Annotated in this window: 19 protein-coding genes; 10 read left to right on the forward strand and 9 right to left on the reverse strand. The window is 67.2% G+C overall.

Annotated elements, in window-relative coordinates; all coding sequences use genetic code 11:
* Window positions 1-46: 46 nt before the first annotated feature.
* The 4 genes from Q0653_RS00330 to Q0653_RS00345 form a co-directional block, all read right to left on the reverse strand.
* Window positions 47-520, reverse strand: coding sequence for a histidine phosphatase family protein (locus Q0653_RS00330; protein WP_298743880.1), 474 nt, complete (start codon window positions 518-520; stop codon window positions 47-49).
* The gene (locus Q0653_RS00335) at window positions 517-1119 is read right to left on the reverse strand and encodes an arginase family protein (RefSeq protein ID WP_298943061.1); all 603 of its coding nucleotides are present in this window, start codon (window positions 1117-1119) and stop codon (window positions 517-519) included. Before Q0653_RS00335 ends, Q0653_RS00330 begins: the two co-directional genes overlap by 4 nt.
* 65 nt (window positions 1120-1184) lie before the next feature.
* Window positions 1185-1532: a gamma-glutamylcyclotransferase family protein gene (locus Q0653_RS00340; RefSeq protein WP_298941756.1), complete on the reverse strand. Its 348-nt coding sequence runs from the start codon at window positions 1530-1532 to the stop codon at window positions 1185-1187.
* Window positions 1533-1559: 27 nt separating this feature from the next.
* Entirely contained in the window at window positions 1560-2831 is a 1272-nt protein-coding gene (locus Q0653_RS00345; protein WP_298941758.1) for a DUF445 family protein, read from the reverse strand.
* 65 nt (window positions 2832-2896) lie between these two features.
* On the opposite strand from Q0653_RS00345, the gene Q0653_RS00350 reads away from it, so the two are divergent.
* Window positions 2897-3169 (forward strand): metal-sensing transcriptional repressor, encoded by a 273-nt coding sequence (locus Q0653_RS00350; protein ID WP_298941760.1) that lies wholly within the window; start codon window positions 2897-2899, stop codon window positions 3167-3169.
* 3 nt (window positions 3170-3172) lie between these two features.
* Here the strand turns inward: Q0653_RS00350 and Q0653_RS00355 are convergent, their stop codons facing one another.
* Window positions 3173-4333, reverse strand: coding sequence for an acyl-CoA dehydrogenase family protein (locus tag Q0653_RS00355; protein WP_298941761.1), 1161 nt, complete (start codon window positions 4331-4333; stop codon window positions 3173-3175).
* A gap of 46 nt (window positions 4334-4379) precedes the next feature.
* On the opposite strand from Q0653_RS00355, the gene Q0653_RS00360 reads away from it, so the two are divergent.
* On the forward strand, window positions 4380-4784 hold the full coding sequence (locus Q0653_RS00360) for a pilus assembly protein CpaE (RefSeq protein ID WP_298941762.1): 405 nt from the start codon (window positions 4380-4382) through the stop codon (window positions 4782-4784).
* A 6-nt stretch (window positions 4785-4790) separates the two neighbouring features.
* On the opposite strand, the gene Q0653_RS00365 is transcribed toward Q0653_RS00360, so the two are convergent.
* Together Q0653_RS00365 and Q0653_RS00370 are read right to left on the reverse strand one after the other, a co-directional pair.
* A complete protein-coding gene (locus Q0653_RS00365) occupies window positions 4791-5546 on the reverse strand; it encodes an alpha/beta hydrolase (RefSeq protein WP_298743870.1) in 756 nt (251 codons plus the stop codon).
* Window positions 5547-5569: 23 nt separating this feature from the next.
* Window positions 5570-6793: an MFS transporter gene (locus Q0653_RS00370; protein ID WP_298743869.1), complete on the reverse strand. Its 1224-nt coding sequence runs from the start codon at window positions 6791-6793 to the stop codon at window positions 5570-5572.
* A gap of 379 nt (window positions 6794-7172) precedes the next feature.
* Between Q0653_RS00370 and nrdH the strand changes: the two genes are divergently transcribed.
* The 8 genes from nrdH to Q0653_RS00410 all read left to right on the forward strand — a co-directional run bounded on the left by nrdH (window position 7173) and on the right by Q0653_RS00410 (window position 13089).
* Window positions 7173-7406, forward strand: coding sequence for a glutaredoxin-like protein NrdH (nrdH, locus tag Q0653_RS00375; protein ID WP_203189564.1), 234 nt, complete (start codon window positions 7173-7175; stop codon window positions 7404-7406).
* A 45-nt stretch (window positions 7407-7451) separates the two neighbouring features.
* On the forward strand, window positions 7452-7883 hold the full coding sequence (gene nrdI / locus Q0653_RS00380) for a class Ib ribonucleoside-diphosphate reductase assembly flavoprotein NrdI (RefSeq protein WP_298743866.1): 432 nt from the start codon (window positions 7452-7454) through the stop codon (window positions 7881-7883).
* A complete protein-coding gene (gene nrdE, locus Q0653_RS00385) occupies window positions 7865-10021 on the forward strand; it encodes a class 1b ribonucleoside-diphosphate reductase subunit alpha (protein WP_298743865.1) in 2157 nt (718 codons plus the stop codon). The genes nrdI and nrdE overlap by 19 nt, the downstream gene beginning before the upstream one ends.
* A gap of 33 nt (window positions 10022-10054) precedes the next feature.
* Complete coding sequence (gene nrdF, locus Q0653_RS00390) at window positions 10055-11032, forward strand: class 1b ribonucleoside-diphosphate reductase subunit beta (protein ID WP_298743863.1); 978 nt, start codon at window positions 10055-10057, stop codon at window positions 11030-11032.
* Between the two features lie 485 nt (window positions 11033-11517).
* Window positions 11518-11943 carry a helix-turn-helix domain-containing protein gene (locus Q0653_RS00395; RefSeq protein WP_298743859.1) on the forward strand — a complete coding sequence of 142 codons (426 nt, stop codon included), beginning with the start codon at window positions 11518-11520 and terminating at the stop codon, window positions 11941-11943.
* Window positions 11944-11963: 20 nt separating this feature from the next.
* Entirely contained in the window at window positions 11964-12431 is a 468-nt protein-coding gene (locus Q0653_RS00400) for a DUF3817 domain-containing protein (protein WP_298941766.1), read from the forward strand.
* Entirely contained in the window at window positions 12428-12814 is a 387-nt protein-coding gene (locus tag Q0653_RS00405) for a hypothetical protein (RefSeq protein WP_298941768.1), read from the forward strand. Before Q0653_RS00400 ends, Q0653_RS00405 begins: the two co-directional genes overlap by 4 nt.
* A 53-nt stretch (window positions 12815-12867) precedes the next feature.
* Window positions 12868-13089: a hypothetical protein gene (locus tag Q0653_RS00410; protein ID WP_298941770.1), complete on the forward strand. Its 222-nt coding sequence runs from the start codon at window positions 12868-12870 to the stop codon at window positions 13087-13089.
* 254 nt (window positions 13090-13343) lie between these two features.
* On the opposite strand, the gene Q0653_RS00415 is transcribed toward Q0653_RS00410, so the two are convergent.
* Together Q0653_RS00415 and Q0653_RS00420 are read right to left on the reverse strand one after the other, a co-directional pair.
* Window positions 13344-14459: a methyltransferase gene (locus Q0653_RS00415; RefSeq protein WP_298941772.1), complete on the reverse strand. Its 1116-nt coding sequence runs from the start codon at window positions 14457-14459 to the stop codon at window positions 13344-13346.
* Window positions 14456-15757, reverse strand: coding sequence for a DUF4921 family protein (locus tag Q0653_RS00420; RefSeq protein WP_298941775.1), 1302 nt, complete (start codon window positions 15755-15757; stop codon window positions 14456-14458). Before Q0653_RS00420 ends, Q0653_RS00415 begins: the two co-directional genes overlap by 4 nt.
* Window positions 15758-15774 lie beyond the last annotated feature (17 nt).

Genomic DNA, 15774 nt, shown 5'->3' on the forward strand with positions numbered 1-15774 from the left:
CGTTCGGGCGGTCTACAAGGACGGGATCGCGCTGGGCTGAACGGGCTCAGCGCCCGGGGGCGTCGAAAGACCAGGCATCCGGGTCGATCGCCGTCGCGACGTCCCACTCGGGCGTCTCCCACCGGAAGGTCGCGACCGCGCACGTCGGCATGTGGCCGATGCCGCCGTCCGACAGTCCGGCCGCCAGCATGGTCATCCCCGGATCGTGCGCGACGATCATCACCGATGCGGCTCCGCGCCCGGCGGCGGCGGCCAACAGTGTCTTCGGTGACGAGCCGTAGAGGTCGGGCGACAACTCGGGGTCGAGCTCGAACCGTGCGCCGAAGAAGCCGGCCGTCGTCCGTGCGCGCAGGGCCGTCGAGGCGAGGATCGCGTCGATCGTGATTCCGGTCGCCGCGAGCCGCTCCGCCATCGCGGGGGCATCGCGCAGTCCGCGCGGGTTCAGCGGGCGATCGTGGTCGTCCAGCTCCGGGGTGCCCCAGTCGCTTTTCGCGTGCCGCACCAGGATGAGGGTCGTCATGTCGTCGCCTTTCGGGTGTGGACTCCCGCGAGAAGTTCCAGCACGCACAGCGCGGCGAGGCGCACCGTCCGGCCGTCGGGAGCATCGGCCGTCGCATCGACCTCGACGATGTCGGCACTGCGCACGCGCGCATCGCTCGACACCGTGCGGACGAGAGTGCGGAGTTCCCACGCCTGCAGACCGCCGGGCACGGATGCCGGGCATCCCGGAGCGACGGAGCGATCGCACACGTCCACGTCGATGTCGAGATGGATGCCGCCCTCTCCGGCCCCGGCGACCGCGAGCGCCTCGGCGGCGACATCGGGGAGCCCGCGGCGGCGGACGTCGTCGATCGTGATGACCGTGATGCCGAGATCCGCGGCGCGCCGGGCGTACGCGGCGGAATTGGCGAAATCCGCGATGGCGACCTGCACGATCCGTCGCGGATCGAGCCCGTCTTCGACGAGCCGCCGCACGGGGGAGCCGTTGGAAACACCGTCGCGCAGATCGAAGTGGGCGTCGAGCGTGACGAGTCCGCCGGCATCCGCTCCCTGCGCGTGCGCGCCGGTCGGCGACAGGGACGTCCGGAACGCGGGCGCGCCGAGGAGCACGGCATCCATCGCCTCATCGGACGGATCGGGCCAGTCGCCGGCGCGCGGCCAGAGGGCGTCGTGGGAGAACGCCATCAGCCGACGTACACCCAGGCCGCCCGGCCGCTGCCGAGCATCACGCGCTCGCGGCGGTACAGCTGCACCTCGTACTCGTCGGCGGCGTCGATCTCATCGAGCGTGACGTGCAAGACCTTGCCGACCACCTTGTCGACGGGGTTGCCGGTGTGCCGGATGACGGGGTGAACCGAGAGCCCCGACACATCGACGACGCGCTGATCGGTGATTTCGGTGTAGTCGATCGTGTAGCCGGGCAAGGTATCGCTCTCGCCCGCGACGATCCGTCCGAACGTGTCGAGTTGCACCTCGGCGAATTGGAGCGTGCCGTAGGTGAACAACAGCTGGTCGTCCGGTCCCTCGCTCACGACCCCAGGCTACTCGCGCCGCGCGCGTCAGCCCAGTAGTGCGTGGGCGATCGAGAAGATCGCGAGTCCAGCGAGAGCGCCGACGATCGTGCCGTTCAATCGGATGTACTGAAGGTCGCGTCCGACCATGAGCTCGATCTTCTCGGTCGTCTCGGCGGGATCCCACTTCTCGACCGTGTCGGTGATGATCGACGCGATGTCGTGGCGGTAGCGATCGACGAGGAAGACGGCGGCGTCGGCGACGCGTTTGTCGACGCGGTGCTGGAGGGCGGTGTCGGTCGACAAGCGCGAACCGACTTCGCCGAGTGCCGCGGTGACCCGGCGGCGCAGGGCGCTGTCCGGATCGTCGAGGGAGCGCAGGAGTCCCGCTTTCGCCGTGTTCCAGGCTTCGGCGGCGAGGGCCTGCACGCGGGGGCTGTCGAACACGGCGATCTTCGCGTCTTCCAGGCGTGCGATCGTCGCGGGATCGTGCTGCAGGTTGCCGGCGAGGCGAGTGAGGTACGCGTCGATCGCGATCCGTGCAGGGTGGTGCGGGTCGGCCTGAACGGCGGCGGCGAACTTCACGGCTTCGTTGTAGACGGTGTCATCGACGAGGCGCATCGCGACGGAGGGCACCCACGAGGGCAGACGCCGCGAGACCAGTCCGCTGAAGGAGTCGCGGTTGGCGGTCAGCCACGTCGAGATCGAGTCGATTCCGAGGTCGACGGCGCCGCGGTGGGCATCGGCATCCACCACTCGCTCGAGCCATCCGCCGAGCGCTTCGGCCCACGAGGGGCTCAGGAGATGTTCGCGAGCGAGGTCGGCGATGAGGTCCTGCACTTCGTCGTCGCTCAGAGCCGTGAGGACGCCCGAGGCCATCGCCGATGCTTCGCGTGCGACGGTCTCGGCGTGCGCGGGATCGCGCAGCCACTCGCCCGCCTTCGCGGCGATCCCGGTCGACTCGAGTTTGGCGCGGACGACCGAACCCTCGAGGAAGTTGGTCTCGACGAACTCACCCAGGCTCCGGCCGATCTCGTCCTTGCGCCGCGGGATGATCGCGGTGTGCGGGATCGGAATGCCGAGCGGATGCCGGAAGAGCGCCGTCACGGCGAACCAGTCCGCGAGGGCACCGACCATGCCGCCCTCCGCGGCTGCGCGCACGTACGCCATCCACGGGTACTGCTCCTGCAGCACGAAAGCGATCACGAACACGACCGCCATGAGGATCAGTGCACCGAGCGCGACGCCCTTCATCACGTGGAGGGCTCGGCGACGCTCCTGATCTGCGGGGCTGAGGAGCTCAGTCGGGGTGCGGGCCATCAGGCTATGGTGTCACGCGCACCGCCCCGGAGCGCGCGGCGCTCCCGGCGCGTATTCTGGCGGGCGTGATCGACGACATCAAGAAGCGCGCCCGGCACCGCACCAGCATCCTGGAGGGACAGGTGCGTGGACTTGCGAAGATGATCGAAAACGAGGACTACTGCATGGACATCATCGCCCAGTCCCGGGCGATCCAGAAGGCACTCGCGTCGCTCGACAAGCTCCTCCTCGAGAATCACCTGCGCACGCACGTGGCGCACATGTTCGCCGAGGGCGGCGAGGATCGCGAGCGGGCAATCGCGGAGCTGCTCAAGGCCTACGATCTCGAGACCCGCTGAGGTTCAGCTGCTGACGGGACCGAGCCACGCCGAGGCGACTGTCGCGTGCGCCGACTCGGGGTCGGACGGGTGGAACATCCCGGCCAGCACGTCGCGGTACAAGCGGCTGAGCTCGGAGCGGGTGAAGTAGGACGATCCGCCGGTGACCAGCATCGCCTCGTCGACGATCTGCTTGGCCGCGACGACCGCGCGATGCTTGAGCCCGGAGAGCTTCGCGAACCAGAGGGCGCCGTGATCGGCCTGCGCGTCGACGTCGCGCGCGAGGCCGTCGATCTGGGGGAGAAGGCCGTCGTAGGCGAGGGCCATCTCGGCGATGCGCCAGCGGATGTCGGGGTCGTCGCTGTAGGGCTTGCCGGTCTTTTTCGAACTGCGATGTTTCGCGGTCTCGACCGCGAGATCGAGCGCGCGGCGCGCGATCCCGGTGTAGACCGAGGCCAGCAGGACCTCGAAGACGCTGAAGATGCCGAAGACGATCGGATCGGGGTTCGGACCGGGAGCGACCCGGCGGACGACCCGGTCCGCCGGGGCTACGGCCCCGCGCAGTTCGGTCGTGCGCGACTGGGTACCCCGCATCCCGAGCGTGTCCCAGTCGTCGCGGGTGTGGACGGCGTCCGTCCGCGGCACGAACGCGTAGATCAGCTGCGGATCGTCCGGATCCGTGGTGTCGAGACCGTGGAGCCCCAGGTGCGTCCAGACGGGACCGAGCGAGGTGAAGATCTTCGTGCCGGTGAACGCGTAGCCGCCGTCTTCTTGCGGCACGGCGGTCGTGTCGCTGCCGAAAAGCACCAGGTCGTTGCCCGCCTCGCTGATCCCGAACGCGAACACCTCACCGGCGGCGGCGCCCTCCTGCACGAATCGCAGATCGTCGATCCCGCGGTCGGCGAGCACCTGGGCGACACCCGTCCACACGAGGTGCATGTTGATCGCGAGAGCGGTGGATGGCGCCGCGGATGCCAGGCGCTGCTGCAGGATGGCAGCCTCGGCGAGTCCCAGGCCTGCTCCACCGAGCGCCGTGGGAACGAGGATCGCGAGATATCCGGCGTCGCGGAGCTCGGCGAGGTCTTCCCCCGGGAACCGGTTCTCGGCATCCACGGCCGTCGCGCGAGAACGGATGCGCTCGAGGAGGTCGTCGGGGAGCAGGAGGGTCGGGTCGAATGAGCTCACGATCCCATCCTGCCCCTGTCGGCGCGGGACGGGGCAGGATGGAGGGATGATCTCCACCGATTTGGCCCTCGCCCTGCGCGACGCGGGGCTCGTGTGGCGGCCCACCTCCGGAGATCGGTTTCAGCTGGATGAGCCGGAGTTCGAGGCCGATGTCTTCACCGTGAGTGAGATGACGATCGAGCCGCGCGAGTATCCGACGGGAGCGATCCTCGCCTTCAACGGCACGACCGAGTGGGCCCTGGATTCCGTCGCTCAGGGTGACGCCCTGTGGTTGACGCGGGAGGATCAGCTGCGTGAACTGCTGCGCGGCGCGTTCCGGCTCCTCGAGCGCACGGACGATTCGCACCGCGTCGAGATCGTGTTCGCGGGGGAGCGGAGGGCGTTCGAGCATCCCCAACCGGAGGATGCATATGCGCTCGCGCTCCTGCACGTGCTCCGTCGGATCGCCTGAGCCGGGTCAGCGCAGCGCCGCGCGCAGGTGCGCGAGGGTGTCCTCCGGCTTGTCGCGGTGCGGTGAATGTCCGGCGCCGGCGACGATCGACATCGTCACGACCGGATTCTGCCGCACGTCGTCTGCCAGTGCCCCGGTGAAGATCGAGTAGACCTTCGGGTCGCTCGCGATGATGTGGGTGGGCACGGTGAGCCTCGCCGCGGCCGCCCGCACGTCCCACGGCGTGTTCTGGATGCTGGTCTGTTCGACGGCCCAGCGGCTCGCCTGCCGGGCCGACAGTGCCTTGAGTTCGATGTCGTGCGGATGCCAGTCCGGGTGCTCCGCGCGCACGGCATCTTCAGTCGGATCGGCGAACGCGCGCCGCTGGCTGTTGCGGACCACCTGTCGGTCACGGTCGGCCAGGTGGACGGCCGGATCGATCAGAACGAGCCGGCGCGTCCAGGCCGGCACGTCCGCGCTCGCGAGCGTCGCGGCGGCACCGCCCAGCGAGTGTCCGATGACGAGATCCCACGGTTCGCCGTCCGGTGCACCGGTATGGACGACATCGGCGGCATAGGCGGCGATCGAGTAGTCGAGCGCGCGCGGCGCGAGCCCGTGACCGCGCAGATCGACGGCCTGCGCCTGCCAGCCGGCATCCGCCAACGCGACCCCGTAGCGCCACATGAGCGCGCCGTTCGAGCCGAGACCGTGGATCAGCAGCGCATGCTGGCGGGCATGCGGAGATCCCCAGGAGAGCGTCGGGAGCGTGACGGGTGCAGGCATGGATCCAGCGTACGAGCGTGCGGTCAGGTGATGACGTCGACCGGCGCGGTATCGGGGATCGGGCTGACGTCGCGGCCACGGAGGTCGGGGAAGCCCCCGACGAACACGGCCGAGACGATGACGCCGGCAATGGCGAAGGCGGCGGCCGCCCAGTATGCGCCGGCGGGGCCGACGCCGTCGATCAAGAAGCCGGCGATCGCCGAACCGAGAGCCGCGCCGATCAGCTGCCCCGTACCGATCCAGCCGTAGGCCTCGGCGGTGTCGCTGAATCTGACGCTCGCCGAGGTCATCGCGAACATCATCGCCAGCGCCGGGGCGATGCCGACACCGGCGACGAGGAGAGACGCCGAGACCCACCACGCGGTGGTGTCGGTGATGTCGATCACCGCGAACACCGTCAGCACGAGGCCGAGCGTCACCGCACCGAACCGGCGGGCCATCGACCAGGGCCCGATCGGCACGTGCCCGAAAGCGAGGCCGCCGGCGAGGCTGCCGATGGCGAAGACGGCCAGAACCAGGCCCGCCTCGAGGCCTCCGTGGCCGAACGTCGCGACGACGCCGGCCTCGACCGCCGCGCACGCGCCGATCAGAAGGAAGCCGGTAACGGTGGCCAGGAGCACCACGGGACTGCGGAGGACCTTTCCGAATGCGCGGCGACTGCGCGGGATGCGTACCCGACCCACCTCGGGGGAGAGGATGAACCACGCGCCGCCGCCGAGGAGGATCACGACGATCAGCAGGAGTCCGGGCACCGTGCCGACCTGGGTCGCCACCACGGTGATGACGACGGGCGCGAGGATCCAGATGATCTCCTGCAGGCTCGCGTCGAGTGAGAACAGCGGGGTGAGCTGGCGCGAGTTCACGAGCTTCGGGTAGATCGTGCGGACAGCGGACTGTACCGGGGGCGTCGACAGGCCCGCGAGCAGGCCGAAGAACATGTATCCCGCAACCTCCATCGGCACGAGGGCCAGGACGAGGATCGCGGCCGCGCACACGGCGGTGGTCAGGGTCAGGACGCGACGGATGCCCCAGATACCCATCCAGCGGCTCGTCACTGGTCCGCTGGTTGCCTGCCCGATCGACGCCGCGGCAAGCACGAGACCCGCGGCGCCGTAGGAACCGGTCGTCTGTTCGACGTGCAACAGGATCGCCAGGCTGGTCATGCCGTTGGGGAACCGCGCCGTCAGTTGCGCCGCAATGATGCGTGCCACGCCCGGCACGCGCAGCAATTCCCGGTATCCCGCCACCTCTCCACGCTACCGCTCGCGCGGCGCCGGCCGACACGCCGACGACACGCCCACCCGTGTTTCCACAGGGGAAGTGATGTCGGTGGCCCGGCGTAGCGTGCGGTCTGTGGATGGATGCCGGAGCCGCGCACGAAATGCGCGTGATTCAGGCGTTTTCCGATGCGAAGAAAAGGGGCGCTGTTGTGGATGAAACGGTGGACAACATGTGTTGTACCTGTTGAGAACGGTGCAAAACTACACGGATGTAACTACTACCCCTTGTGGTGCTATCCAATGTCCGTACCCATATGTAGTATTGGACTCCCGGTGGAGGTTTGCCGGTCACCGGCACCTCACGGGTACCACCCACGGGACGATTTCAGGGGAGAAAACAGAGAACATGGCGATCACGGTTTACACGAAGCCTTCATGCGTGCAGTGCAACGCGACCTACCGCGCACTCGACTCGAAGGGCATCGAATACGACATCCTCGACCTGTCGGAAGACCCGGCGGCGCTCGAGCACGTGAAGTCGCTCGGCTATCTGCAGGCACCCGTCGTCGTCACCGACGAGGGTCACTGGTCGGGCTTCCGTCCCGACAAGATCGACGAGCTCGCCAGCCGCTTGGCCTGACGTCCCGTGTGACGACGCTCGATCAACGACGGCAGGAGAGCGGACATGCTGACAGCGACGCGCGCTCCGTTGCTCGTCTACTTTTCGAGCATTTCGGGGAATACGGCACGCTTCGTCGAGAAGCTGGGTCTTCGCGCCGTGCGCATTCCGCTCCTGCCGTCCGACCCGGCCGCGGTGGTCGATGAGCCCTACGTGCTCGTCACCCCCACGTACGGGGGCGGGCAGGGACGCGGAGAGGAAAAGGGTGCTGTACCCAAGCAAGTCATCCGCTTCCTCAACGATGAGGGACACCGGAAGAACATCCGCGGAGTGATCTCGGCGGGCAACACCAACTTCGGCGAGGCGTTCTGTCTCGCCGGCGACATCATCAGTCGCAAGTGCTCCGTGCCGCACTTGTATCGACTAGAACTTTTCGGCACGCCAGAGGACGTCACCCGCGTGGGCGACGGATTGGAACGATGGTGGAAGCTGCAGTGACCGAGGCGATTGTCAAGAACGACGCGCGATTCGACGGGATGGACTACCACGCCCTCAACGCGATGTTGAACCTGTACGGCGAAGACGGGAAGATCCAGTTCGACGCCGACAAGCGCGCCGCGCGGGAGTACTTCCTCCAGCACGTCAACCAGAACACGGTGTTCTTCCACTCGCTCAAGGAGCGCCTGGACTACCTCGTGGAGAAGGAGTACTACGAGGGCGCTGTGCTCGAGAAGTACTCCCTCGAGTTCATCCAGAAGCTCAACGACTTCGCCTACGGGAAGAAATTCCGCTTCGAGACGTTCCTCGGCGCGTTCAAGTACTACACGAGCTACACGCTGAAGACCTTCGACGGCAAGCGCTACCTCGAGCGTTTCGAAGACCGCGTCGTGATGACCGCGCTCGGTCTCGCAGACGGCGACGAGAAGCTCGCGCACGATCTCGTCGAGGAGATCATCTCCGGCCGCTTCCAGCCCGCGACGCCGACGTTCCTCAACTCGGGCAAGGCGCAGCGCGGTGAGCTCGTCTCGTGCTTCCTGCTGCGCATCGAAGACAACATGGAGTCGATTTCGCGCGGAATCAACTCGTCGCTGCAGCTGAGCAAGCGCGGCGGGGGTGTCGCGCTGCTGCTCTCGAACATCCGCGAATCGGGTGCGCCGATCAAGCAGATCGAAAACCAGTCCTCGGGAATCATCCCGGTCATGAAGCTCCTCGAGGACAGCTTCAGCTACGCTAACCAGCTCGGCGCGCGTCAGGGTGCCGGAGCGGTGTACCTGAACGCCCATCACCCCGACATCATGCGATTCCTCGACACGAAGCGTGAGAACGCCGACGAGAAGATCCGCATCAAGACGCTGTCGCTGGGTGTCGTCGTGCCGGACATCACGTTCGAGCTGGCGAAGAACGGCGAGGACATGTACCTGTTCTCCCCGTACGACGTCGAGAAGGTCTACGGAGTGCCATTCGGCGACATCTCGGTCACCGAGAAGTATCGCGAGATGGTCGACGACGCACGCATCAAGAAGACCAAGATCAACGCCCGCGAGTTCTTCCAGACGATCGCCGAGATCCAGTTCGAATCCGGCTACCCGTACATCATGTTCGAAGACACGGTGAACAAGGCGAACCCGATCAAGGGTCGCATCAACATGTCGAACCTCTGCAGCGAGATCCTGCAGGTGAACACGCCGACGACCTACAACGAGGACCTCTCGTACAAGGAGATCGGTAAGGACATCTCCTGCAACCTCGGGTCGATGAACATCGCGTTGTCGATGGATGCCGATGACCTCGGCCAGACGGTCGAGACCGCCATCCGCGCCCTCAGCGCCGTCAGCGAGCAGAGCCACATCGCGTCGGTTCGCTCGATCGAGGACGGCAACGACCGCTCGCACGCGATCGGCCTCGGTCAGATGAACCTGCACGGTTACCTCGCGCGCGAGCACGTGCACTACGGCTCCGAAGAAGGCATCGACTTCACGAACATCTACTTCTACACGGTGCTCTTCCACGCGCTGCGTGCATCGAACAACCTGGCCATCGAGAAGGGTGAAGCCTTCGACGGGTTCGAGGACTCGACCTACGCAAGTGGGGCGTTCTTCGACAAGTACATCGAGCGCGCCTGGGTTCCCGAGACCGAGAAGGTCGCAGAGCTCTTCGCCGGCAAGCACATCCCGACGCAGGAGGACTGGACGGCGCTGAAGGCATCCATCCAGCAGCACGGTATCTACAACCAGAACCTGCAGGCCGTGCCGCCGACGGGGTCGATCTCGTACATCAACAACTCGACGTCGTCGATCCACCCGATCGCCTCGAAGATCGAGATCCGCAAGGAAGGCAAGCTCGGCCGCGTCTACTACCCGGCCGCGTTCATGACGAACGACAACCTGGAGTACTACCAGGACGCGTATGAGATCGGCTACGAGAAGGTCATCGACACGTACGCCGCGGCGACGCAGCACGTCGACCAGGGCCTCTCGCTGACGCTGTTCTTCAAGGACACCGCCACCACGCGCGACATCAACAAGGCGCAGATCTACGCGTGGCGCAAGGGCATCAAGACGATCTACTACATCCGCCTGCGGCAGATGGCGCTCGAGGGCACGGACATGAGCGAGTGCGTCTCGTGCATGCTGTGACCCCGCGTCCGACGACTCGAATCTGGAACTGATATGACTCCCGAACCGCTCAAGCTCCTGACGAACGTGCAGGCCATCAACTGGAACCGCATCGAGGACGACAAAGACCTCGAGGTCTGGAACCGTCTGGTGAACAACTTCTGGCTGCCCGAGAAGGTGCCGCTCAGCAACGACATCCAGTCGTGGAACACGCTGACGCCCGACGAGCAGCTGCTCACGATGCGCGTGTTCACCGGGCTCACGCTGCTCGACACGATCCAGGGCACCGTCGGGGCGGTCTCGCTCATCCCCGACGCGATCACCCCGCACGAAGAAGCCGTCTACACGAACATCGCCTTCATGGAGTCGGTGCACGCGAAGAGCTACTCCTCGATCTTCTCGACGCTTGCGTCGACGAAGGAGATCGACGAGGCGTTCCGCTGGTCGGTGGAGAATCCGAACCTTCAGAAGAAGGCTCAGATCGTCATGGACTATTACCGGGGCGACGAGCCGCTCAAGCGCAAGGTCGCCTCGACCCTGCTGGAGAGCTTCCTGTTCTACTCGGGCTTCTACCTGCCGATGCACTGGTCGTCGCGAGCGAAGCTCACGAACACGGCCGACCTCATCCGCCTCATCATCCGCGATGAGGCCGTGCACGGGTACTACATCGGGTACAAGTTCCAAAAGGGCCTCGAGAAGGTCACGCAGGCCGAGCGTGATGAACTCAAGGACTACACGTTCTCGTTGCTGTACGAGCTCTACGACAACGAAGTGCAGTACACGCAGGATCTCTACGACGGTGTCGGTCTCACCGAGGACGTCAAGAAGTTCTTGCACTACAACGCGAACAAGGCGCTCATGAACCTCGGCTACGAGGCGATGTTCCCGGCGACCGTGACGAACGTGAATCCGGCGATCCTGTCGGCGCTCTCACCCAACGCGGATGAGAACCACGACTTCTTCTCGGGATCGGGTTCCAGCTACGTCATCGGCAAGGCGGAAGCCACCGAAGACGACGACTGGGATTTCTGAGAACCGCGGACTTCCTGCGGCGTATCGGATGTCGAAAGGCCTCCGGCTTCGCGCTCATCTCGAGCGGTGCCGGAGGTCTTCGCCGTGCGTGGGTGATTCAGCCCGCGGCGACGGCGAAGAGAGAGCGGATGTTGCCCTCTGGATCTGCGAAGAACGCGGTGTGGTGACCCCAGTCGGTCAACACCGACGCAGCGACGAGGGCCCCGCCGTGGGCGGTGATCTTCGCCAGGTGAACATCTATCTCGTTGACTCTAGATCCACGTACCGGCACCCGGTGCTCGCCGCTCCCGCGTGGGAGCTCAGTCGTAGCCGAGGACCACGCAGACGGCGGTATCGGTCGATGGTTCGAGAGTGCGCGGGGGTTGGTCTTCGTCCACGCTCCCACGGTAGGGCTGTCCGCCTCTGCGACCATCAGCGGCTCGCCGTGACAATTCGCACGGCCGACCTCCGGCCACGCAGCGGCGCGGCCTTCTAGAATCGGTGTCGTGGCAGAGAATCCCGCATCCGCTGACGCGCCGCGCTTCAGTCCGGTGATCGCGTTGCTCGCGGTCTCGGCGATGTGGGAGGGACAACTCTCGGTGGTGCTGAAGGACCTCGGCATTTCCACCCGCAAGTTCGCACTCCTTGGCCATATCTACGCAGAGCCCGGGATCTCCTTCTCGGAGCTCGCCCGCCGCTCGCACATCACGGTGCAGTCGGCGCATACGGCCGTGCGCACGCTCGTAGATGACGGACTGGTCGAGGATGCCACGTCCCACGCCGGTGCGGCCAGTGACCTCAACGTCACTGCGCGCGGTGTGCAGGTCCTGCGCGATGCGAAAGACCGGCTCGCGCAACTCGACGGGGCGCTGGCTGAGCGTCTACCGAAGGTCGCGCAGTCTCTCGACGGTATCCGTGCGGGGATCGTCTAACCTTCACATAGACTGAAGGAATGTTCCGTACCCCGCACGCCCTCTTCCGCACCCTCGCGATCGCTGAAGTGGTGTCGTGGACACTGCTGATCACCGGCCTCATCCTGCGCGCGACGCTCGGATGGAACATCGCCGTGACGATCGGAGGCGGCATGCACGGGTTCGTGTTCCTGTCGTATGCGGCGACGGCGATCCTCGTGGCACTCAACAACCGCTGGCGACTGGGACCGACGCTTCTCGCGCTCGTCGCCGCGATCATCCCCTACGCCACCGTTCCCGTGGAGCTGTGGCTGCAACGCCGCGGGCTGCTCGCCGGCGAGTGGCCGACTGTCGCCGCGCCCGCCGACACGCGCTGGTACGACGGGCTGTTGGTCTGGTTCCTTCGCCGTCCGTGGGTGCTCGCGCTCCTGATCGCGGGCGCGGTCGCGACGCTCTTTGTGATTTTGCTGCTGATCGGACCTCCCGGCGGAAGTAGGGTGGCGGAATGATCCGCCTCCTCGCTCGCTTCGCGCTGGCCGCTGTGCTCCTCGTCGCCGGTGCGGCGCACCTGGGGCCGATGCGTCGCGGATTCCGCATCGTCGTACCCGACTGGGCCCCGCGCGCGCTGCGCACGGACAAAGATACGATCGTGGTGGCCTCGGGGGTCGTCGAACTCGGGCTCGGCGCGGCGTTGATCGCCCTGCCGCGCGAGCGGCGCCGGGTCGGCATCGCCGTCGCGGCACTGTTCGTCGCGGTGTTTCCCGGCAACGTGCACCAGTGGCGCACCGGTGCATCGGCACCCGGACTCGACACCGACGCGAGACGGCTCGCGCGCCTGTTCCTGCAGCCCATCCTCGTCGTCTGGGCGCTCTGGTCTACCGCACGGGCCTGACCGTCGCCCGTCTGACTCTCACGCGCGCCCGGTTTTCTCGCCGGCATGGCGGCGTGCCGGCATCCGTCCCCGCGGTCGCACCATCATCCGCCGCCTCGTCTCTCGCCGCCGCGGCCTCGCCTCTCGCCGCCGCGGCCTCGCCTCTCGCCGCCGCCGCCTCGCCTCTCGCCGCCGCCGCCTCGCGCCGCCGCCGCCTCGCGCCGCCGCCATCTCGCCTCTCCGACCCGGTCCGTATTCAGTCTGTGCGCGATGGCGGCGCGGGTGGATTCCTGTGATTCCGCGGGCGGCACCGCGTTCTCCTAGCGCCCAGACTGAATACGGTACGGCGCGGTACGGCGCGGCGGCTGCACGTGCCCAGAGGTGGGAGATGTCGCGGGCTTCGGATGACGTGACGGGATTCGGAGAATGTCGCCGGATTCGGGACGCCGGAGTGTGGAATGATCCGAATCCGTGACATATGTCCGATTCTGGCGCGCGCCCCGCGCGCGAGGCTGGCGCTGGCGCGCGCGGCGAGCGCGGATCGGCGGGGTCAGCGCCGGGTGGACACCGTCACCGTGAATTTGGCGTCGCGGGCGATCTGGCGGGTCGGGCCCACGAGTCGCTCGAGCGTCGGCCGATAGCCGAGCGCGGAATTCCACACGCACCAGAGCTCGCCGCCGGGCCGCAGCACCCGGGCCGCATCGGCGAACAGGTGCGGCGCGACCTGACCGGTGACCGCGGCGCCGCTGTGGAACGGGGGGTTGAGGACGATGAAGGATGCCGAGGCATCCGCGCGCGCCGAGAGCGCGTCGTCGCGGTGGACCGCGACCTGCCCGTCGACGCCGTTCGCCCGGAAGGTGGCCGCGGCGGAAGCGATCGCGACGGCCGACTGGTCCGTCGCGAGAATGTGAGCGCCCGGATGCGTGCGGGCGAGGTGAGCGGCGATGAGCCCCGTGCCGCAAGCGAGGTCGATCCACGGATCGTCCGCAGTTCCGCCCGGGGGAGTGCCGGGGAGATGGCGGAGGAGGAACCGGGTGCCGATGTCGAGGCGCGGACCGGCGAACGCACCGCCGTAAGCGCAGACGGTGAGCGCATCGATCGCGGCGGTGGCGGGCACCGGGTCGCGCCCGTCGTGCGGGCCGCGCGCGATCAGCACGCGGGACTTCTGGCGCGCATGCGTCACGTCGACCGTGTCGAAGAACTCGCCGAGCACCTCGTTCATCGCGCGCGTCATATGTTTGAGCCGTCCGCCCGCGAACACCTGCACGTCCGGTTCTGCATGTGCGGCGATCAGGCCGGCGACATCCCGCAGCTGCTCGAGGGAGCGCGGCAGGCGGAGCAGCACGATCCTCGCCCCGCGGACGAGGTCGGCGCTCAGCGGGAGCGAATGGAACCCCGACACAGCGAGGTCGGCAGCGTTGGCGGCGAGAGCGCGCTCTCCGGTCAAGGCATCTTGATGCACGCGCACCGCGGTGGCGCCGTCGTGGATGGCGGCGAGGGTGAGCGCGCCGTATCCGTCGCCGATCACGACGACCGTGCCGGCATCGCCGTCCGCACGCGCCGCGGCGGACTCGTCCAGCAGCAGCCGGTCCGCGGCATCTGTCGCAACGAGACCGGGCGCTTCGATGTCAGGACGACGGCGCAGCGCGTCGAACGGGAAGCTCACTCCGAACCCGTGTCGGCATAGCGCAGGCGCGCATCGTCAGGCGTGCATTCGTCGCCGATGCGGATGCCGGGAGCGAGCCTGCCGGCCGCCCGCAACTCGAGCAGGGTCTCCGCGGTGCGCCGGCGCAACTCCCACGGATCGATCGTGTTCACGTAGATCTTCGTCCCGCCCTCGAAGCCGGCGGGCGTGGAGATCCGCCACTTCAGCACGACGCGCCACGGCATGGGCCACGGTGCGCCGGGAGGGCGATAGTGCCACTCTTCGTTCGTCGGCACGTGCACACCGGTGGCCGCGTGGAGCGCGTGGACGAGGTCGGAGACGGCGCGGACGCCGCCATCCGAGTGGTCCTGAGGGAGGTTCGCAGTGGATGTCGAAAAGACCTCGAGCGCCGGGTAGCGGTGCCCGACGCCCGCGAACGCCACCGCGCCGTCGGTGGCGGCCACGATCAGCCGTTCTTCGACGGCGAGATCGGCGATCTCGTGCTGGTAGAGCAGTCGATCGGCCGAGAGCAACCGGAGCTCGTGATCGACCTGGGGTCCGTGTTCATCGATCGCGACGAGCTGCTTGTGCAGATGCTCGAACGAGGCGCCCGCGGGGCGGAGCCAATTCTGGAAGACGGTGACATACGCCGCGTTCGGTTGCGCCTGCTGGATTTCGGCGAGCGATCGGACGGTGAACGCCGTGTAGGCAGCGTGTTCGTCGGGAGTGAGGGTGCCGGCCGAAGCGAGCTGATCGTCGCTGTGGGCACCGTCGACGACGTGACGCCGCGCGACGATGACGTCGTGCGACCCGCCCAACAGATCGAGTGCCGCTTCTTCGAGTGACGGATGCTGGATGCCACTCGAGTTCGCGCGGATGTCGGCGAGTGCCTCGATGTGCGCGCGACCCTCCGCCGTCGACAGATACTCCTGCGCCCACTCGAACAGCGATGACGGCTGCCGGAACCCGTGGTTCTCGCGCCAATACTCGGCCGAGACGATCTCGAAGAGGTTGCCGAAGCGTCGGAACTCCGCCACGGTGTGATCGAGCTCGGCCGCAGGAACGTGGCGGAGCAGAGTGAAGTCGTCGCCGACGAGACGTGCTTTCTCGGGGGTGGTTTCCAGATATCGGTCTTCGCAGAACGCACACAGCCGGCGGTGCTCGCCGCGACCGAGCGGGAGGATTTCGTCCCGAGGGGCGGCGATCGGGCGGTTCGCGCGGCCGGGAACCGTCCACACACGGGTTCCGGTCAGCGGTCCGATCTGCTTGACCGTTCCGTCCGGAAGTCGTTGGATCGCCGGTCGTGCTCCATCGCTCACCCCTTCACCCTACCCAG

The sequence above is a fragment of the uncultured Microbacterium sp. genome (assembly GCF_947488465.1).
Classification (GTDB): domain Bacteria; phylum Actinomycetota; class Actinomycetes; order Actinomycetales; family Microbacteriaceae; genus Microbacterium.

Bases quoted from the DNA above. Each gene is read 5' to 3' on its own strand.
- Q0653_RS00360 (WP_298941762.1), top strand. From the start codon at position 4,380: ATGATCTCCACCGATTTGGCCCTCGCCCTGCGCGACGCGGGGCTCGTG.
- nrdH (WP_203189564.1), top strand. From the start codon at position 7,173: ATGGCGATCACGGTTTACACGAAGCCTTCATGCGTGCAGTGCAACGCG.
- nrdF (WP_298743863.1), top strand. From the start codon at position 10,055: ATGACTCCCGAACCGCTCAAGCTCCTGACGAACGTGCAGGCCATCAAC.
- Q0653_RS00330 (WP_298743880.1), bottom strand. From the start codon at position 520: ATGACGACCCTCATCCTGGTGCGGCACGCGAAAAGCGACTGGGGCACC.
- Q0653_RS00345 (WP_298941758.1), bottom strand. From the start codon at position 2,831: ATGGCCCGCACCCCGACTGAGCTCCTCAGCCCCGCAGATCAGGAGCGT.
- Q0653_RS00335 (WP_298943061.1), bottom strand. From the start codon at position 1,119: ATGGATGCCGTGCTCCTCGGCGCGCCCGCGTTCCGGACGTCCCTGTCG.
- Q0653_RS00365 (WP_298743870.1), bottom strand. From the start codon at position 5,546: ATGCCTGCACCCGTCACGCTCCCGACGCTCTCCTGGGGATCTCCGCAT.
- nrdI (WP_298743866.1), top strand. From the start codon at position 7,452: ATGCTGACAGCGACGCGCGCTCCGTTGCTCGTCTACTTTTCGAGCATT.
- nrdE (WP_298743865.1), top strand. From the start codon at position 7,865: ATGGTGGAAGCTGCAGTGACCGAGGCGATTGTCAAGAACGACGCGCGA.
- Q0653_RS00405 (WP_298941768.1), top strand. From the start codon at position 12,428: ATGATCCGCCTCCTCGCTCGCTTCGCGCTGGCCGCTGTGCTCCTCGTC.
- Q0653_RS00400 (WP_298941766.1), top strand. From the start codon at position 11,964: ATGTTCCGTACCCCGCACGCCCTCTTCCGCACCCTCGCGATCGCTGAA.